The sequence below is a fragment of the Sinorhizobium chiapasense genome, assembly GCF_045277575.1.
Taxonomy (GTDB): Bacteria; Pseudomonadota; Alphaproteobacteria; order Rhizobiales; family Rhizobiaceae; genus Ensifer; species Ensifer chiapasense_A.
This window is the reverse complement of the sequence record NZ_CP144207.1, coordinates 287610-304265: the sequence shown is the minus strand read 5'-3', so window position 1 is coordinate 304265 and position 16656 is coordinate 287610. Positions and strand designations below refer to the sequence as shown.

General features: G+C 58.6%; 14 protein-coding genes. 2 read left to right on the top strand and 12 right to left on the bottom strand.

Annotation, left to right across the window (positions count from 1 at the left end; translation table 11 throughout):
* Nucleotides 1–146: 146 nt before the first annotated feature.
* Genes QM996_RS32590 through iolG form a run of 3 tightly spaced genes read right to left on the bottom strand, consistent with a single transcriptional unit; the run spans nt 147 to nt 3407 of the window.
* On the bottom strand, nt 147–1361 hold the full coding sequence (locus QM996_RS32590; protein WP_334141648.1) for an IS701 family transposase: 1215 nt from the start codon (nt 1359–1361) through the stop codon (nt 147–149).
* Nucleotides 1362–1406: 45 nt separating this feature from the next.
* The gene (locus QM996_RS32585) at nt 1407–2369 is read right to left on the bottom strand and encodes a Gfo/Idh/MocA family protein (RefSeq protein ID WP_334141646.1); all 963 of its coding nucleotides are present in this window, start codon (nt 2367–2369) and stop codon (nt 1407–1409) included.
* A 45-nt stretch (nt 2370–2414) separates the two neighbouring features.
* Nucleotides 2415–3407 (bottom strand): inositol 2-dehydrogenase, encoded by a 993-nt coding sequence (iolG, locus tag QM996_RS32580; RefSeq protein ID WP_334142285.1) that lies wholly within the window; start codon nt 3405–3407, stop codon nt 2415–2417.
* Nucleotides 3408–3845: 438 nt separating this feature from the next.
* Here iolG and QM996_RS32575 point away from each other — a divergent pair, with 438 nt between their 5' ends.
* Nucleotides 3846–4850: a glycosyltransferase family 2 protein gene (locus tag QM996_RS32575; RefSeq protein WP_334141644.1), complete on the top strand. Its 1005-nt coding sequence runs from the start codon at nt 3846–3848 to the stop codon at nt 4848–4850.
* A gap of 190 nt (nt 4851–5040) precedes the next feature.
* Here the strand turns inward: QM996_RS32575 and lipA are convergent, their stop codons facing one another.
* From lipA to bhcA, 6 genes are all read right to left on the bottom strand, one after another.
* Nucleotides 5041–6009 carry a lipoyl synthase gene (gene lipA / locus QM996_RS32570; RefSeq protein WP_334141641.1) on the bottom strand — a complete coding sequence of 323 codons (969 nt, stop codon included), beginning with the start codon at nt 6007–6009 and terminating at the stop codon, nt 5041–5043.
* A gap of 91 nt (nt 6010–6100) precedes the next feature.
* Nucleotides 6101–7087, bottom strand: a complete 987-nt coding sequence (locus QM996_RS32565) for a phosphate acyltransferase (protein ID WP_334141639.1) — start codon at nt 7085–7087, stop codon at nt 6101–6103.
* 180 nt (nt 7088–7267) lie between these two features.
* Complete coding sequence (gene bhcD / locus QM996_RS32560; RefSeq protein ID WP_334141636.1) at nt 7268–8233, bottom strand: iminosuccinate reductase BhcD; 966 nt, start codon at nt 8231–8233, stop codon at nt 7268–7270.
* A 48-nt stretch (nt 8234–8281) separates the two neighbouring features.
* Nucleotides 8282–9445, bottom strand: a complete 1164-nt coding sequence (bhcC, locus tag QM996_RS32555) for a 3-hydroxy-D-aspartate aldolase BhcC (protein ID WP_334141634.1) — start codon at nt 9443–9445, stop codon at nt 8282–8284.
* A gap of 15 nt (nt 9446–9460) precedes the next feature.
* The gene (gene bhcB / locus QM996_RS32550) at nt 9461–10408 is read right to left on the bottom strand and encodes a beta-hydroxyaspartate dehydratase BhcB (RefSeq protein ID WP_334142284.1); all 948 of its coding nucleotides are present in this window, start codon (nt 10406–10408) and stop codon (nt 9461–9463) included.
* Nucleotides 10409–10420: 12 nt separating this feature from the next.
* Entirely contained in the window at nt 10421–11611 is a 1191-nt protein-coding gene (gene bhcA / locus QM996_RS32545; protein WP_334141632.1) for an L-aspartate--glyoxylate aminotransferase BhcA, read from the bottom strand.
* 197 nt (nt 11612–11808) lie between these two features.
* Between bhcA and bhcR the strand changes: the two genes are divergently transcribed.
* Nucleotides 11809–12618, top strand: coding sequence for an HTH-type transcriptional regulator BhcR (gene bhcR, locus QM996_RS32540; RefSeq protein ID WP_334141630.1), 810 nt, complete (start codon nt 11809–11811; stop codon nt 12616–12618).
* A gap of 10 nt (nt 12619–12628) precedes the next feature.
* Here bhcR and glcF read toward each other — a convergent pair whose 3' ends face one another.
* Genes glcF through QM996_RS32525 form a run of 3 tightly spaced genes read right to left on the bottom strand, consistent with a single transcriptional unit; the run spans nt 12629 to nt 16570 of the window.
* A complete protein-coding gene (glcF, locus tag QM996_RS32535; protein ID WP_334141628.1) occupies nt 12629–13960 on the bottom strand; it encodes a glycolate oxidase subunit GlcF in 1332 nt (443 codons plus the stop codon).
* A gap of 1 nt (nt 13961) precedes the next feature.
* Entirely contained in the window at nt 13962–15116 is a 1155-nt protein-coding gene (locus QM996_RS32530; RefSeq protein ID WP_334141626.1) for an FAD-binding protein, read from the bottom strand.
* Complete coding sequence (locus QM996_RS32525) at nt 15113–16570, bottom strand: FAD-linked oxidase C-terminal domain-containing protein (RefSeq protein WP_334141624.1); 1458 nt, start codon at nt 16568–16570, stop codon at nt 15113–15115. Before QM996_RS32525 ends, QM996_RS32530 begins: the two co-directional genes overlap by 4 nt.
* Nucleotides 16571–16656: the final 86 nt, after the last annotated feature.

The window sequence follows — 16656 nt, the reverse complement described above, 5'->3', positions numbered from 1 at the left end:
TTGCATTTTAGTTTTCAGATGCGCTCGTCGCGCGGCCGCCTGATGGGCGCGTCTCCAGCATGACCATGCGATGACGTAGGCGGGGGTTATGCGACGCTGGGCGAGTCTGATGGCGATGCGCCGGACTTCCTGGATAGACCAGCGGATCAAATCCTGATGGTCGGCATCCGCAGTCTTTTTGGGGGCGCCACGTCATTGGCGCGGTATCGGATCACCGCCATCATGGCGAAGGCGAGCATGACCAGGGAGACGTGGCGATGCCAGCCATGCCATGACCGGGTTTCGTTGTGATCGAGTCCGAGCTCGTTCTTGGCGGTCTCGAAGCTGTCTTCGATCGCCCAGCGATGGCCTTCAACGGAAACGAGCGTCTGGATGCCAGTCCCGGCCGGGCACCATGTGGTGAAGAAGGCGAGATCACCGTCGCTGATATTGCGACGGATTAGTAGGCCACGGGTCCAAAGCCCCGATTTCGTCTCGTTATATTCGTCGGCATCGAGATCGGCGAGTTCGCAGTAGGCCCAGTCATGAAGCCGCGCGCCTTTGGTGCCCTCACCGGCGGAAAGACGTTGCCATGCACTTGGATCGAGATCACGGGCGATCTCCTGCGCTGTGCCGGCGACCGGAGGCTTACCCGACCAGGAGCCGAAATGGTGGTCCGATTTAACCCCAAGAACGTAGCCTTTGCAGGCTCGGCGGAGAGTCCCTTCGACGTCCCCGACGCCATACACCGCATCTGCGGCCACCCATGAAAACGGCACATCGGCTGCCAGCGCACGCCGTATCATATCGACAGCCAGGCCTGGCTTGGTAGCGAAGGCTGTAGCCTGAGGAACATGGGCTGCTGCGAGTCTTGCCGGATCGCCGGTCCAGCTCTTGGGCAAGTACAGGGCTCGATCGATAAAGGCATGACCGCGAGCGGACACATAGGCGGCGAACACACCGATCTGGCAGTTCGTTATCTTGCCAGCCGAACCTGTATATTGACGGGCAACACCGCACGATGTCTTGCCCTGCTTGAGGAAGCCCGTCTCGTCGATGACCAGGACCGCGTCATCCGTGGCGAGGTTTTCTACGACATACTCTCGCACGATGTCGCGAAGTGCGTCCGCATCCCAGCGCCCGCGCCCCAGAATGGCTTGTTGCCGCCACGGGCCGGGATCACCGGCCGCCTCAGCACGCATCCAACCAGTCTTCCGCCGCTCGTCACCCAGCAAACCGTCCAGGAAAAGGTTCGCAGAGGCTGCAACGCGCTCCTGCGTAAACAGTCCGCGCATACGAGCCTTCACGTCACGCAGCGATGATGCCCAAAGCTCAAGCGTCGTCTCGATCGATGCACCTGCCATCCATGACCTCCGAATCATGGAGACCCATAGATTCAGACCATAGATAAATATGCAACTGTAATGCTAGGAATAGTTGATTTCTATCCGGCGTTTCTCCTGCAAGGACCTACGTGCTGCATCCAAAACAACCGCAGCATCGTACGCATCTTCGAGTGTAGAGAGTGGCGGACTCAAGCGTGCCAAGCAGTCGTTGAGGAAGTAGCTTTGGACCTGGAGGAAACTGTCCCAGTATGTCGCGTCATCCCAGAATGGGATGGACTCGCCATCGAACTTCGTAACGTCCCACGGGATGACGCCACTACCGTTCATACCGATAACCTTGAAGTAGCAGGACCATGGCTCACGGCTTCGGTCATCGGCCGAAAAGCTGCCCCAGAGATTGGCGATCTTACCGTCCGTGTACTCTGCCGTGATCATCAACTGGTCATCGGCGGACTTGTCAGTGAAGTGGACGTTGGTGCCAGTTGCGTATACGTGCGAAGGGCGCCCCAAAAAATAGAGCATGCAATAGGCATGGTGGACCATAAGCTCACGCATCGTCAGGTCCGGTTGACCGATCGATGCATCGTGGCGCTTATTGTAGATCGCCCAGAAGTTTACGATTGCTCCGAGGCGCCCAGCGTCAATGTGGGCCTTCAGACGCCGCATGCTTTCAGCATAGACGTAGTTATGGGAAGGCATGCAAACACGGTTGTGTGCCTTCGCGATCTCAGCAAGCTCTCTGATCTGCGAGGCGACCGGGGATAGTGGCTTTTCGAGAAGCACATGCTTTCCCGCCATCAACGCCCGCTTGGCATATTCAAAGTGCGAATCCGATCCGGTCGCAACGAGAACCGCATTGACTTCTTGATCATCCAGGAGGGCTTCTATCGAGGGATAGGCGATACCGCCGAAACGAGCGCAGAAGGCTTCAGCTTTGATAGCGGATCGGGACCATCCCCCGACTAATGTATGTGGAGCGAGTTGCCGAAGGGCCTCAACATGAAGCTCGGCGACCTTACCAAGCCCGATAATAGCTACGTTCATGACGCGTACCTGCAGAAAAAGGGGAAATCCAATTGCGACGAGTAGTTAGTCCTCTATTGGGATCGGTCTGCCCTCCCGCCAGGACGTTGTTGCGGCGTCAGCAATCATTTGTGCCCGTAGACCATCCTGGGCATCGGGAGTTGGTTTCGAACCACTTGTGACCGCGTCTACGAAGTGCATCATCTCGGCAAGATAAGCTGCGCCAAATCGCTCAAGGAAGAACGGCTGCGCCCGTGCTCTTTCAAAGCCCGCATTCCCGGCGCTTTCGACAAGGTTTTCGAGGACGTTCGAAACCCTTAACATGCCCTTAGAGCCGTGCACCTCAAGGCGCTTGTCATATCCGTAGGTCGATCTGCGAGAATTCGTGATTTGGCAAACTCGGCCATTTGGTGTTGTTAGGATCACGGCTGCAGTGTCGACATCGCCTGCCGCCCCGATAGACGGATCGACCAGATTTGAGCCAACTGCAAAAACCTGCGCAGGCTCTTCTCCCAGCACAAATCGGGCCATATCCAAATCGTGAATCATCATGTCTCGGAAAAGCCCGCCCGATCCTTCGATATAGCTCACTGGCGGAGGTGCAGGATCGCGAGAGGTGATACAAACTGTTTCGACATTCCCGATCTCCCCATTCACCACCCGCTCGCGGAGCGCAGCAAAATGCGGGTCGAAACGCTGATTGAAGGCGGTCATAAAGGGCACGCCAGATCGCTCGATCTCGTCGATACAAATCCGAACCCGTTCCGAAGAAAGGTCAATGGGTTTTTCGCAAAAGATCGCCTTTCTCGAAGCGCTCGCTGCGTGAATCATATCAAAGTGCGTTGCAGTCGAGGTCGCGATAACGACCGCATCGATGTCGCTTGCCGTTAAAATGTCTGCAACGCTGCGAACCTCGACGCCGAAACGTTGAGCCCCCGCTTCGGCTGCACTCACAGACGCATCGGCAACCGCGATGAGTTTGGCTCGCGAAATCTGCTGAATCGAGGAAGCGTGCACCTGTCCGATCCGACCACAGCCTAAAATTCCAATACGCAGCATCGTCTTTCCCATCGTAGAGGAACCGTTTCGTTGGATAATGTTATCGTATACAAACGGGAAACTGACATAATGTCAACGTTTACATAAGATAAAGAAGACGAATTCAGGAGGCGCGGCCGATCGTTGCATGTCCGCAGGGAAGTCGATCAAATGACCTCAAAACGGCAGGCCCAACCTAGAGGCACCCTTTAGCCCCCGTCATGCCTACCGGACGATCCCAGATCAAAATGACGCGTGGGCGACGACTAGCGGTCGGTTTGGTACCTGCAAAATGGTCGCCTTTGACGTGTTTGCGACATGATCCGGTGCCATTGTCCCCTCCGCGTGTGAGACCAGACGTGCCTGGATCGTCGCTGCGTCTCGCCTGTCGCCATCCTGCGAAGACGTCTGGTCGAACTCTTCGCGACAGATCAACTAGATTGGAAGCTGGAGCCCCTTATGACCGCAGCCGCCCCAACAGACGTCTGCATTATCATCGCGGCAAGGAATGCCGCCGACACGATCGCCAGAGCGATCTCCTCTGCACTTGCCGAGCCCGAGACCTCTGAAGTCGTTGTCGTCGATGACGGGTCGAGCGATGAAACCGTGGCGGTTGCGAGCGCGGCCGATGATGGGACCGGGCGGCTCAATGTCGTTCGTTTCGAAGCAAACCGCGGACCGTCTGCCGCTCGCAATCATGCAATTTCGATATCGCAGTCCCCCCTTCTTGCGCTATTGGACGCGGACGATTTCTTCCTTCCCGGCCGGCTGCGGCAACTGCTTTCGCAGGACTGTTGGGACTTGATCGCGGACAACATCGCCTTCATCGATGCCGGGGGAGCGGCGAGCGCGGCTGCTAAAGTTGAGCAGTTCACGCCGGGTCCGCGCCTCATCGATCTTGCCGGTTTCGTGGACGGGAACATCTCGCGGCGCGGCGCCCGCCGCGGTGAAATTGGCTTCCTGAAACCGATTATGCGACGCGCCTTCCTCGACGAGCACGGGCTTCGTTACGATGAGACGCTGCGCCTCGGTGAAGATTACAATCTTTATGCGCGGGCGCTCGCAAAGGGCGCGCGCTACAAGGTCATTAAAAGCTGCGGATACGCTGCCGTCGTGCGCGGTAACTCCCTGAGCGGGAGGCACAGCACGATCGACTTGAAGTGTCTCTATGAAGCCGACCGGGCAATGCTTGCTGAAGCCCGACTAGGCAGCGCCGGCGAGGCTGCGCTGCGCCGGCACGAACGCCATGTTCGAGACCGTTACGAATTGCGGCATTTTCTCGACCTCAAGAACCAGGACGGCTTTAGGAGCGCCATCGGCTACTCCTTGAAGCGACCCGGCGCCCTCCCGGCGATCGTCAGCGGCATCCTTGGAGACAAATCCGAACGCTTTCGGCGCCTGCGGTCACCGGCCCCGGTAGCCCTCGGCGGGACTGGAGAAATTCGCTATCTGCTGCAAGAATAGATAGACGTGAACCGCAGAGTTCGTCTTTTCAGTCCCGCGTCGCGAATTGCCGCATGCCAATGTGCCGACGCGATCGGCGAAACGATTGCCGTCGTCGACGTGTACGGATGAGCCTGCTCGACAATTGCCATCGCAATGACAGCTTGCATCCCGCTCACCCAGAGGGGATGCCCCAGTCGAGGCTGCCAAACTATCCTGCGGCCAGGAGCTTCTTCACCCGTGCCGCCCTTAGCTGAGCGAAATCGTCGCCGGCGTGATGCGACGAGCGTGTCAGCGGGCTCGATGAGACCATCAGGAAGCCCTTCGTGTAGGCGACCGTCTCGTAGGACTTGAATTCCTCGGGGGTCACGAATTTCTCGACCTTGTGGTGCTTGCGCGTCGGCTGCAGGTACTGGCCGATCGTCAGGAAGTCGACATCGGCGGTGCGGAGGTCGTCCATCAACTGCAGCACTTCGTTACGCTCTTCACCCAGGCCGACCATAATGCCGGACTTGGTGAACATCGTCGGGTCCAGTTCCTTCACGCGCTGCAACAGGCGCACGGAGTGGAAATAGCGCGCACCCGGGCGGACCGTCAGATAGTTGCCCGGCACGGTTTCCATGTTGTGGTTGAAGACGTCCGGTTTGGCGGCAACCACACGCTCCAGCGCGCCGGGTTTGCGCAGAAAATCGGGCGTCAGGACCTCGATGGTCGTTTCGGGAGAGGCCTCGCGGATCGCGAAGATCACCTTCACGAAGTGCTCGGCGCCACCGTCGTCCAGGTCATCGCGGTCGACGGAGGTGATGACGACGTGCCTGAGCCCCATCTGCTTGACCGCCTTGGCAATGTTGGCGGGCTCCTCCATATCGAGCGCATTCGGCTTGCCGGTCGAGACGTTGCAGAAAGCGCAAGCGCGCGTGCAGATCTCGCCCATGATCATGAAGGTCGCGTGCTTCTTGTCCCAACATTCGCCAATGTTCGGGCAGCCGGCTTCCTCGCAGACCGTGATGAGGTTGTTGCCCTTCACGATCGAGCGGGTTTCCATGTATCCCTTCGAGGTCGGCGCCTTTACCCGGATCCAGTCCGGCTTGCGCAGGACTTCCGTGTCGGGCTTGTGCGCCTTTTCCGGGTGGCGGACACGCTCGGCCCTATCCGAGACGGCGTCGAAAACCGTTACCATGTGTCTTCCTTCATCGTACGTGGCGCCCAGCCAAGCCGTGATTCACTGGAGCGATCAGAGGCATTTGCTCGCCTGATAATTGATACCAGCCTTATGCACCGCTGGAAACAGAGGCCCCCGCCAACGCTGCGATGTTAAGGAGGCCTCTTGATGTAATTGATGGCGTCACGATGTGCGCCTGATTGGCCATGCCCATCAGAATCGGCCCCACCTCCACCCCTCCCGATACTCTGAGCAGGATACCCCGAGTTGCCGCTGCAGCCTCTGCACTTGCAAAAATAAACACGTTGGCCTTTAAGCCGCTCCCCAAAGCGGCATCGATGCACGTCGGCCCCAAAATCGCAAATGACGTTGCCCGCGAACCAAGTATCTCGCGCGCGGTGGACATTATACGTTGCGGGCTGGTCGCCGACCCACAATTTTCAGTATTCGCGCACAGGGCGACCGTCGGTTCGAGCCCGAAACGGCGAACGTGACGCGCAGAAGCAAGGGCGATCTCGGCCAGTTCGTGTGGTGTGGGAGCGCTATTAACAAACGCGTCAGCAAGAAACAGCGGGCCATCATCCAGCATCATTACCGACAGTGCTCCAATTGCACGCCGACGAGATGAACCAAGGATGGATTTCACTTGAACGAGATGCCAGCTATATTGGCCGGAGGTTCCGCAAATCATACTGTCGGCTTTTCCGGAACTTACAAACCGCGCCGCTACTGCCGTAAAACGAGCCCGCATTAAATAACTGGGTCGATCGGAAGGCTCCCAGCCCTTCTCTTGTGCTGTGCGGTGCGCCAACCATTGATCCCGAAACTCATGATCGTCCTGTGGCTCCACGATCTCGAAATCAGTTCCCGGCCGCAACTTAAGATCAGCGCCGTCAATTAGCTCTGCAATCCGTTCGGTTCTGCCGACGACAGCGGGTAAGCCGCAACCTTCGTCGAGAACGGCTCGCACGGCATGTAGAACCCGCAGCTCTTCTCCCTCCGCGAAGACGACCTTCCGCTGGAGCTCACGGCCTGCCTCTAGCACTCCTTGCATGATGCCGCAGGTCCGGGACGTTTCTATCTGCAACCGTTCCATGTAGCCAATCTCGTCCCCTCTTCATCCTCGTCCGACCGGCGTCTCAACTCAATGTGGATCGCGAGATGATTCGTGACTTATCTTGTCACCGAAGCCCGAGGCGGTGTGACGGCTGAGTGCACTTTGCTCAGGAACCTCTTAATACTGTCCAGTTGTCCGGCAGGCCTCCAGATTGCCGTATCAGAAATCCACCTCGATCGCCGTCCCTTTCGAGAGCGCGAGCTCGACCGCAGCTGAAGCTACAGCTAGATCCTGGAGGCCTACGCCCGTCCCATCAAACAACGTGATCTCTTCTGGTGACGAACGGCCCGCATGGCGACCTGTGATGACCGCACCGATCTCGACAATGTCGTCCTCGCTGATCAGCCCCCTTTCAATCGCATGCTGGCATTCACCGATCGTGATGGCCTGAGCGACTTCATCGGTGAACACCGTTGCTGCAGCGATGAGTTCGGCGTCCATCTCCTGTTTGCCCTTTGTGTCCGTCCCCATGCAGGCGAGATGTGTACCGGGGCGAACCTGAGAGGCCTTGAGGATCGGGGCAAACGACGAGGTAATCGAAATGATCACGTCCGCTTCAGCACCCAGACGATCGAGATCGACGGTCTCGAAAGGAAGCTCCAGTTCCCTGGCGACTCCTTCGAGACGGCTCAGCATCTCGGGGTGCAGATTCCACGCGAGGACTTTCTCAAAAGGCCTCTGCTCGACCGCAGCGCGCAACTGGTACGTCGACTGATGCCCCGCGCCGATCATGCCAAGCACCTTCGCGTCCTTACGGGCAAGATACTTGATCGAGACAGCCGAGGCTGCCGCCGTCCGAAGCGCCGTGAGCAGATTGCCGCCAACCACGGCGCGGCACCTGCCGGTATCAGCGTCAAACAGGAAGACGGTCGATTGGTGGTTCGCCAACCCCTTCTCAACATTGTTCGGCCAGAAACCACCGGATTTAAGACCGAGAGCCAGGCTCTCGCGGTCGAACCCCGACTTGAAACCATAGAGCGCGTCCGCGTGGCCGATTGCCTCGCGAATAACACGGAAGTTGTAGGCTGACCTTTTGGCCATGGAGGCGAAGACCCTTTCGACCGCCACAAGGCAATCAGCGGGAGTAATCAGCCCGGCGATCTGATTTTCCGGTACGATAATCATTGTAACTTCCGATCGGCTGCGAAGTGGGGGCAACGCCCCCTTTGATGGTCAGTAGGCCTTACCACGGGCCGAGACCGGCCACAGCGTTTCAACCCGCCCGTTGCGCACGCCCACATACCAATCGTGAACATTGCAGGTCGGGTCGCAGTGGCCAGGAACCAAACGGAGCTTTTCATTGATCTTGAGCACGCCGTTCGGGTCCTCGATGACGCCATGCTCATCCGAGCATTTCACGTATTTGACGTCAGTGCGGCCATAGACGACCGGGAGTCCGGAATCGACCGACTGCGCTTTCAATCCGGCGTCGCAAATCGCCTTGTCCGATTTCGCGTGGCTCATTACGCTGGTGAGAATGAACAGGGCGTTTTCCCATTCGCCTTCGTCAATCCTGTTGCCACCCTGATCGCGGATGCGACCGTAATCAGCATCCATGAACGCGTAGCTGCCGCATTGCAGTTCGTTGTACACACCGGAATTGCTCTCGAAATAGTAGCTGCCAGTGCCGCCGCCGCTCACCAGTTCGGGCTCCATACCCTCGGCCTTCAAAGCCGCGACCGCATCCTTCACTTGGGCAATCGCAAGGTCGAGCTTTGCCTTGCGGTCTTCGTAGCTGTCGATGTGCTGCATGGCGCCTTGATAGGCCTGAATGCCAGCGAACCTGAGACCCGGAGCGCCGTCGATGGCTTTGGCAAGCGCCACAACCGCGGCGGCAGTACTCACGCCGCACCGGCCGGCGCCGCAATCGATTTCGACAAAGCACTCGAGCGTTGTCCCGTGCTTTTGTGCCGCTGCGGACAGTTCGGCGACATTGGCGATATCGTCGACGCAAACGATGATCCGTGCGTCCTGCCTGGCGAGGTGGGCCAGACGATCAATCTTCAGCGGATCGCGAACCTGGTTCGACACCAGCACGTCCTTGATTCCGCCACGCACGAACACCTCTGCCTCCGACACCTTCTGGCAGCACACACCGATCGCGCCACCCAGTTCCTGCTGGAGACGCAGAACATCGACCGACTTGTGCATCTTGCCGTGCGCCCTGTGGCGCATGTTGTGCGCCCTGGCATAGTCGCCCATCTTGCGGATGTTGCGCTCGAGGGCATCGAGATCGAGGATCAGGCACGGCGTCTGGATTTCATCGACGCTCATTCCAGGAAGAGCCGGTACATCGTAGCCGACTTCCATGCCTGCGAAATTCGCTTCCAGGTTCATATCTCTTTCTCTCCGCTATTGCCAAGGCAACTTGTCAAGATCGACGTTGCCGCCGGTGATGATGACGCCGATACGCTTCCCGGCGAACAGTTCCTTGTTCTTCAAGATGGTCGCGAGCGGCACGGCACTGGATGGCTCCATGACGATCTTCATTCGCTTCCAGATGAGCTTCATCGCGTCGACGATCTCTTCCTCCGAGGCGGTCAGGACGTCGGTGACGTGGTTCCGGACGAAGTGCCACGTGAGGTCCTTCAGAGGCACTTTCAGGCCGTCGGCAACAGTATTCGGCGCATCGTCCGCGATGATGTGCCCGGCTTTGAAGCTTCGGTATGCATCATCCGCCTGTTCCGGCTCGGCCGCGTAGATCTTGATATGCGGCGCCAGGTTCGACAGCGTGAGGCAGGTTCCCGAAACCATGCCGCCGCCGCCAATGGGAGCAATTACCGCTTCGAGACCGATGACCTGTTCGATCAGCTCTTTCGAACAGGTCGCCTGACCAGCGATGACGCGCGGATCGTTATAGGGATGCACGAATTCCGCGCCGGTCGCGGCGACGACTTCGGCAAAAACGGCCTCGCGGGAGGACGTTGACGGCTCACACTCAACAACCTTGGCACCGTACCCGCGGACCGCGTCTTTCTTGGCTTGCGGTGCCGTACGGGGCATGACAACGGTGCAAGGTATTCCACGCCGTCCCGCCGCATAGGCAAGGCAGGTTCCATGATTGCCCGAGGAATGGGTGGCAACACCCTTTGCCGCCTGCTCGTCGCTGAGCCCGAAAACTGCGTTCGAGGCGCCACGAGCCTTGAAGGCACCGGCCTTCTGCAGATTTTCGCACTTGAAGAAGAGCTCCGCCCCGGCAAGGGAGTTGATGAAACGCGAGGTGAGAACCGGCGTGCGATGAATGTGCGGCTTGATCCGCGCATGTGCGTCATTCATGTCGGAAAGGGTCGGGATATACATCGTCATAGCCTCTCAGGCGGCTCCCTGGCCCGCTGAAACGTGGTTGTTGCGGTAATATTCCTGGGCGGCGGCAACCCCCGAACCGAGCTTGATTGCGAGGCCGAGATCCGCCATGACCATCTCCGCCGTTGCAATTCCGGAAAGGGCCATCACATCCGTCAGGCTGCCGAGATGCCCGATGCGGAACACCTTGCCGGCGACCTCTCCCAGCCCAACACCGAAGGCGACGTCATACTTCTTCGCCGCGTGGGTAACGACGGACGTAGCGTCGAAGCCTTCAGGGGTTCGAATTGCGCTGACCGTGTCCGAGTAAAGGTCCTGGCTCCTCGCGCAGAGCTTCAGACCCCAGGCACGCACGGCCGCACGGATTCCCGTTGCTATGCGGTTGTGGCGCGCGAATACGTTCTCAAGGCCTTCCGCCAGCAGCATCTCCGTCGAGACCTTCAGGCCGTTCAGCAGGCCGATGGCGGGGGTATAGGGGTAGGCGTTGTTCTCATAACTCTTCGACATATCGCGAACGTCGAAGAAAGTGCGCGGCAGCTTCGCAGTTTCGAGCGCCGCCAAGGCTTTGGGAGAGAATGCGGTGATCGCCAGCCCGGCAGGCAGCATGAAGCCTTTCTGCGAGCCAGTCACAGCAACGTCGACGCCCCAATCGTCCATGCGAAATTCCATTGAAGCAATGGAGCTGACGCCGTCGACGAACAGCATGGCCGGATGGCGGGCTACATCGAGGGCGCGCCGAACCGCGGCGATATCCGACTTGACGCCCGTTGCGGTCTCGTTGTGCGTGACCAGGACGGCCTTGATCTGGTGCGCCTTGTCGGCCGTCAGTATTTCCTCATACCGATCGACCGGGGCGCCGCTGCCCCACGGCGTCTCGATGACACTAACGTCGAGGCCATGCCTCTGGCACATGTCGATCCAGCGATGGCTGAACATTCCATAGCGCGCCACGAGAACGCGGTCGCCGGGACTAAGCGTGTTTGTGATCGCCGTCTCCCATCCACCGGTGCCGGTGGCCGGGAAAACGAAAATCGAAGCAGCTTCGGACTTCACGACCTTTTTTACGCCGGCGAGTGCGGGCCGCAAAATCTCTCCGAACAGGGGCGAGCGATGGTCGATGGTCGGCATATCCGACGCCTTACGGAGCACCTCCGGCATATTGGTCGGACCTGGAATGAAGACCGGGTTTTGCAGATACATTGGGCGTGCCTCCTAGAGCTGGGAAAGAGTGGTAACACGCCGGCGGTTTTCGGTAAATTTTTTTGAAACTGTTTTTCAAAATAATGAGAAATCAAAATTTGATAAATTATATCATTTAGTTAGAATTTTTCATTCTGAGAATTGATTTTTCATGAGTGTCATTGGATGATGGCGATGACGTTGGCGAGGTGCAAAAAATGCAGGTAGTAAAGCGGCGAAGAGGTCGTCCGAAAGCATTTAATGCTCCAGAGTCCCCGAGCGTCATTCAGTCCCTCGATCGCGCTTTGGACGTCCTAGAGGCTTTGGCCTCGCCCGAGGGACTGACACTATCGGAACTTGCCGCCCATCTCGGTCAATCGGCCGCCACAATGCATCGGGTGCTCTCAACGCTGGAACGTCGTGAATTCGTCGAGATCAGCCCCGATCGGCAGGTCTGGCACATCGGCCCCGAGGCCTATCGGCTCGGCTCCGCGTTTCTTCGTCGTACCAACGTCGTCGAACGCAGCCGCCCGATCATGCGGGAGTTGATGCTGGAGACAGGAGAAACCTCGAACCTCGGGATCGAGAAGGACGGTCATGTCCTGTTCATCAGCCAGGTCGAAACGCATGAATCGATCAGGGCATTCTTCCCGCCAGGGACACTGTCTCCGATGCATGCCTCGGGCATTGGAAAGGCGTTGCTCAGCACCTATGACGACAGCCGCCTTGCGTCACTTTTCAAGAAAGCCACGCTGGAGCGCTTCACCGAAAATACGGTGCGGTCGCTCGCTCAATTGGAAGAAGAACTGCGCGTCACGAGAGGCAGAGGCTATGCGTTCGATGATGAGGAGCGAACCAAGGGAATGCGTTGTGTTGCAGCCCCGATCTTGAATGTGCACGGAGAGGCGGTGGCGGGCATTTCCGTTTCTGGTCCAACGCATAGAATGCCGGACAGGCAGGTGCCGCAGATCGGAGAACGAGTACGGAATGCTGCGACAAAAGTTTCGCGGCGTTTGGGAGCGCCATAGCCGGAAGCCTTCAATACCAAAACACTTGCGTCTTCCCGCATTTCCGCCGTGCAGAGGTGGCGATGCTACGAGGTTTCGGCCCACCTGTGGCCCAGTCGAGCAATTCGACGGTGTGAACAAGAGGTATCTCGGTCCCGGAGCCGATCTGCATCATGCAGCCGATGTTGCCGGCACTGATCACCTCAGGGTGGGTAGCTTCGATCGTAGCTAATTTTCGAGCCTTGAGTTCAGAAGATATCGCAGGCTGCATGAGATTGTAGGTCCCAGCAGATCCACAGCAGATATGACTGTCACGAGGCTCCACGACTTCGAAGCCTGCCGCCCGAAGCAGGTCTTTCGGGGCGGAACGAATCTGCTGGCCGTGCTGCAGCGAACAAGCAGCATGATAAGCCACGCGCAGCGGCTCGGCGTGGAATGGGTCGTTCAACCCGAGTTCGGACATGATTTCGGTTACATCTTTTGCGAGGGCCACCACACGAGCTGCGTCGTCGACGACTGGATCGTCTCGCAACATATGGGCATAATCCTTCACCGTCGTTCCGCAACCCGACGTGTTGATGACCACCGCATCAAGGCCTTCACCATCGAGTTCGCGGATAATCGCACGAATGTTCGCCACGGCCATTGCATGACTTTCCCCGACCTTGCCCATGTGGTGCGTCAGGGCACCACAGCAGCCGATGCCCTTCGGGATTACGACCTCGCAGCCATGGCGGCGCAGCAGCCTGATCGTGGCATCGTTGATATCCGTGTTCAGGGCACGCTGCGCACAGCCAATAAGCAGGGCAACTCGCTTGCGTCGCGAACCGATCGCCGGAAAGCTTTGAGGTCTGTCATTCTCGCTGGTCGGTGGAATACGATCAGGGGCCATCTCCAACATGGCCCTCAGGCGAGGGTCCGGGAGCAGTTTCCTGAAAGGGCGGGCGAGTCTGGCACTGATCAGCGCCAGCCGAAACCGGCCGGGGTACGGCAGAATTTTTGCCAAAAGCCAACGCAGAGCTCTTTCGTCCCACCGGCGTTTGTAGGTCTTCTCGATATACTCGCGCGCATGATCGATCAGATGCATGTAATGAACACCCGAAGGGCAGGTCGTCATGCAGCTCAGACAACTGAGGCAGCGGTCGATATGCGTTACTGTTCGCTCGTCAGGGACCTTGTTGTTTTCCAGCATGTCCTTGATCAGATAGATGCGGCCACGCGGACTATCGAGCTCGTCGCCAAGCACCTTGTATGTCGGGCACGTCGCTGTGCAGAAGCCGCAATGGACGCACGACCGCAGAATCTCGTTCGAACGTCTCGTGGCGGGATCGGCGAGCTGTGTATCGGTGAAGTTTGTCTGCATCTCATTTATCCATCAATCCGGGATTGAGAATTCCGGCGGGATCAAAAGTCCGGCGCAATGCAACTGAGAGCCGAGCTATGGAGTCTCCTTCGGGCGGAAAACTGTCACTGTTAGGCAGCGTGCCACGGCGCAGCAGCATAGCTTGCCCCATACCGGCTGCGTGGCGGACCGCAGAGCCATTGGCACTACTCTCAAACCAAATCAACCCGCCACCCCAATCCAGCGACATGTCCCCACCGAGTGCATGCAAACGGGCCGCAACTGCCGGAGCTTCGCTGGGCTTCACCAGAATCCGCCAGAGCGGTACGTTCGAGCCGGCGAAGTGGTGCAGATCGCGCAATCCACGCCAGAGCATCCGGCTTTCAGCCTCGCCCACTATGTCGATCTCCCGATCGCGGAAGAGGGCGGACAACCGCTCGCGACGATAGTCGACCTGCGGGGAAAGCCCCTCAATCCTTAGCCAGGCAGTGCCGGACCGAAAGGCGGCGCCGGACACCTCAAAGGGAGTGGCGAGTGCCGTCGCAAAGATCTCGGTTGCTCCTTTCACGGAAATGCCATGAAAGGCCAGCGTCTGTTGGCTTTCCGCGGCAGGCAACGTTTTCAGCGCCACCTCGGTCAACACGCCGAGGGTTCCGTGGGAGCCGCAGAGCAGTTTAGAAAGGTCCAGCCCGGTGACGTTCTTCATCACCCGGCCACCATTCTTGATGACCCGCCCTCTGCCATCAACGACCCGCACGCCAAGGAGATGGTCCCTACAAGCGCCCGCATGTATTCGGCGTGGGCCTGAGGCGTTGGCGGAAACCATGCCACCAACTGTTGGAATTCCCGTTGTGTCGAGTACCTTCCTGTGGTCCATCGGTTCGAATGCGAACGCCTGGCCTTCGGCCGCAAGTGCTGCCTCGATTTCCTCGATGGGCGTTCCTGCGCGCGCAATCAGCGTCAAAGCGCCGGGTTCATAGGTCACGATGCCGCTAAGCCGTCGTGAGGTAAGGGTCTGATCAGCCGAGACAGCCTCCGATTGGAGACGGGTACTTCCGCCGACCACACGCATAGGTGCGGCCCGTGCATAGTTTTCGGCAATAAAACCAGCCAGTTCCGCTTCGCTGGTAGGGGAAACGGCTGCCGCGTCGTTGGTTTGTTCGTAATTGAATTTCATGGATATCTCGCCGCAGCGTCACGATGTGGCTGACTGACTTCGAGTGGGAAGACCTTGGCTGGATTGAGCAACCAGGCGGGATCGAAGACGCTCTTGATTTCCATCTGAATGGCAAGGTCATCGGCCGTGTATTGTTTCGTCATGAGGTCGCGCTTCTCGATTCCGACCCCATGCTCGCCGGTCAGGCAGCCCCCTACGTCGACGCAAAGCCGAAGAATATCGGCACCGAATTCTTCGGCTCGCTCGAGTTCACCAGGCGCGTTCGCGTTGAACAGGATCAGCGGGTGCATGTTGCCGTCGCCTGCGTGGAAAACATTGGCGACCTCCAAGCCATAAGCTTTCGACAGCTCGCCAATACGCTTAAGTGTGTGGGGAAGTTTCGAGACAGGCACGGTTCCGTCGAGACACAGGTAATCGCCGAGCCGGCCCATCGCTCCGAATGCCGATTTGCGCCCCTTCCAAATCGCCAAGCTTTCCTCGGCAGTTCGGCTGGCACGGAACTCCACCGGATTCAGCTCCTCGGCGATCAAACGGATGCGCTCGATTTGATGGTCGATTTCCGCCGCGGACCCTTCCACCTCGACAATCAGTACGGCTGTGCAATTCGGATAGCCGGCCTTGACGAAGGCCTCGACCGCACGCAGGCAAACGTCGTCCATATATTCGATCGCGACGGGCAGCAGACCCGATCGGATAATGCGTCCTACGCACTCACCAGCCGTTTCGGCGCTATCGAAGCCGATCAGTACGGGCCGTGCGCCTTCAGGCTTTGGCACGATGCGGAGCGTCGCTTCGGTCACAATGGCGAGCTGGCCTTCCGACCCGCAGATCAAACCGATGAGGTCAAGCCCTGAGGTACCCAGGAACTGTCCGCCAAATTCGATGATCTCGCCCGTTGCCATGACGACGCGGGCACCCATCAGATTGTTCGTGGTAACACCATATTTGAGACAGTGGGCGCCGCCGGAATTCATCGCGATGTTGCCGGCAATTGTGCAGGCAAGCTGGGATGAGGGATCCGGAGCGTAGAAGAAGCCCTCGGTTTCCAGTTCGGCGCTGACGGCGAGGTTCGTTACGCCCGTCTGCACACGAATGAAGCGGTTGGCGGTGTCGACCTCGAGAATTTCGCGCAAACGCATGGTGCCGATGACCACGCTGTCGGCTGTCGGCAAAGCGCCGCCGGCAAGCGATGTCCCTGCTCCACGGGGCACGACGGGTACGCGCAGCTCATGGCAGACGCGCATGGCGGTCGCCACTTCCTCGGTTGTGCGCGGCAGCACAACGGCAAGAGGCGGACAGCGATACGCGGTTAACGCGTCGCATTCATAGGCCCGTGTTTCCTCCGGGCTCGAGATAACAGTCCCTGCCGGCAGCACAGACTTAAGCGTCGCTATGATTTGCGGCGCTCTCGCCAGTATCCCAACATCCGGTTCGGGCATGGCTATGGTCGACATGATGGGTTCTGCCCCGTGATCTTCAGGAAAGAAATGGGATGCCTTTGCTCCAGTGGTATGCGCCGCTGCCGTGAATGCAGGCGCAT

Bases quoted from the DNA above. Each gene is read 5' to 3' on its own strand.
- QM996_RS32590 (WP_334141648.1), bottom strand. From the start codon at position 1,361: ATGATTCGGAGGTCATGGATGGCAGGTGCATCGATCGAGACGACGCTT.
- QM996_RS32585 (WP_334141646.1), bottom strand. From the start codon at position 2,369: ATGAACGTAGCTATTATCGGGCTTGGTAAGGTCGCCGAGCTTCATGTT.
- iolG (WP_334142285.1), bottom strand. From the start codon at position 3,407: ATGCTGCGTATTGGAATTTTAGGCTGTGGTCGGATCGGACAGGTGCAC.
- QM996_RS32575 (WP_334141644.1), top strand. From the start codon at position 3,846: ATGACCGCAGCCGCCCCAACAGACGTCTGCATTATCATCGCGGCAAGG.
- lipA (WP_334141641.1), bottom strand. From the start codon at position 6,009: ATGGTAACGGTTTTCGACGCCGTCTCGGATAGGGCCGAGCGTGTCCGC.
- QM996_RS32565 (WP_334141639.1), bottom strand. From the start codon at position 7,087: ATGGAACGGTTGCAGATAGAAACGTCCCGGACCTGCGGCATCATGCAA.
- bhcD (WP_334141636.1), bottom strand. From the start codon at position 8,233: ATGATTATCGTACCGGAAAATCAGATCGCCGGGCTGATTACTCCCGCT.
- bhcC (WP_334141634.1), bottom strand. From the start codon at position 9,445: ATGAACCTGGAAGCGAATTTCGCAGGCATGGAAGTCGGCTACGATGTA.
- bhcB (WP_334142284.1), bottom strand. From the start codon at position 10,408: ATGTATATCCCGACCCTTTCCGACATGAATGACGCACATGCGCGGATC.
- bhcA (WP_334141632.1), bottom strand. From the start codon at position 11,611: ATGTATCTGCAAAACCCGGTCTTCATTCCAGGTCCGACCAATATGCCG.
- bhcR (WP_334141630.1), top strand. From the start codon at position 11,809: ATGCAGGTAGTAAAGCGGCGAAGAGGTCGTCCGAAAGCATTTAATGCT.
- glcF (WP_334141628.1), bottom strand. From the start codon at position 13,960: ATGCAGACAAACTTCACCGATACACAGCTCGCCGATCCCGCCACGAGA.
- QM996_RS32530 (WP_334141626.1), bottom strand. From the start codon at position 15,116: ATGAAATTCAATTACGAACAAACCAACGACGCGGCAGCCGTTTCCCCT.
- QM996_RS32525 (WP_334141624.1), bottom strand. From the start codon at position 16,570: ATGTCGACCATAGCCATGCCCGAACCGGATGTTGGGATACTGGCGAGA.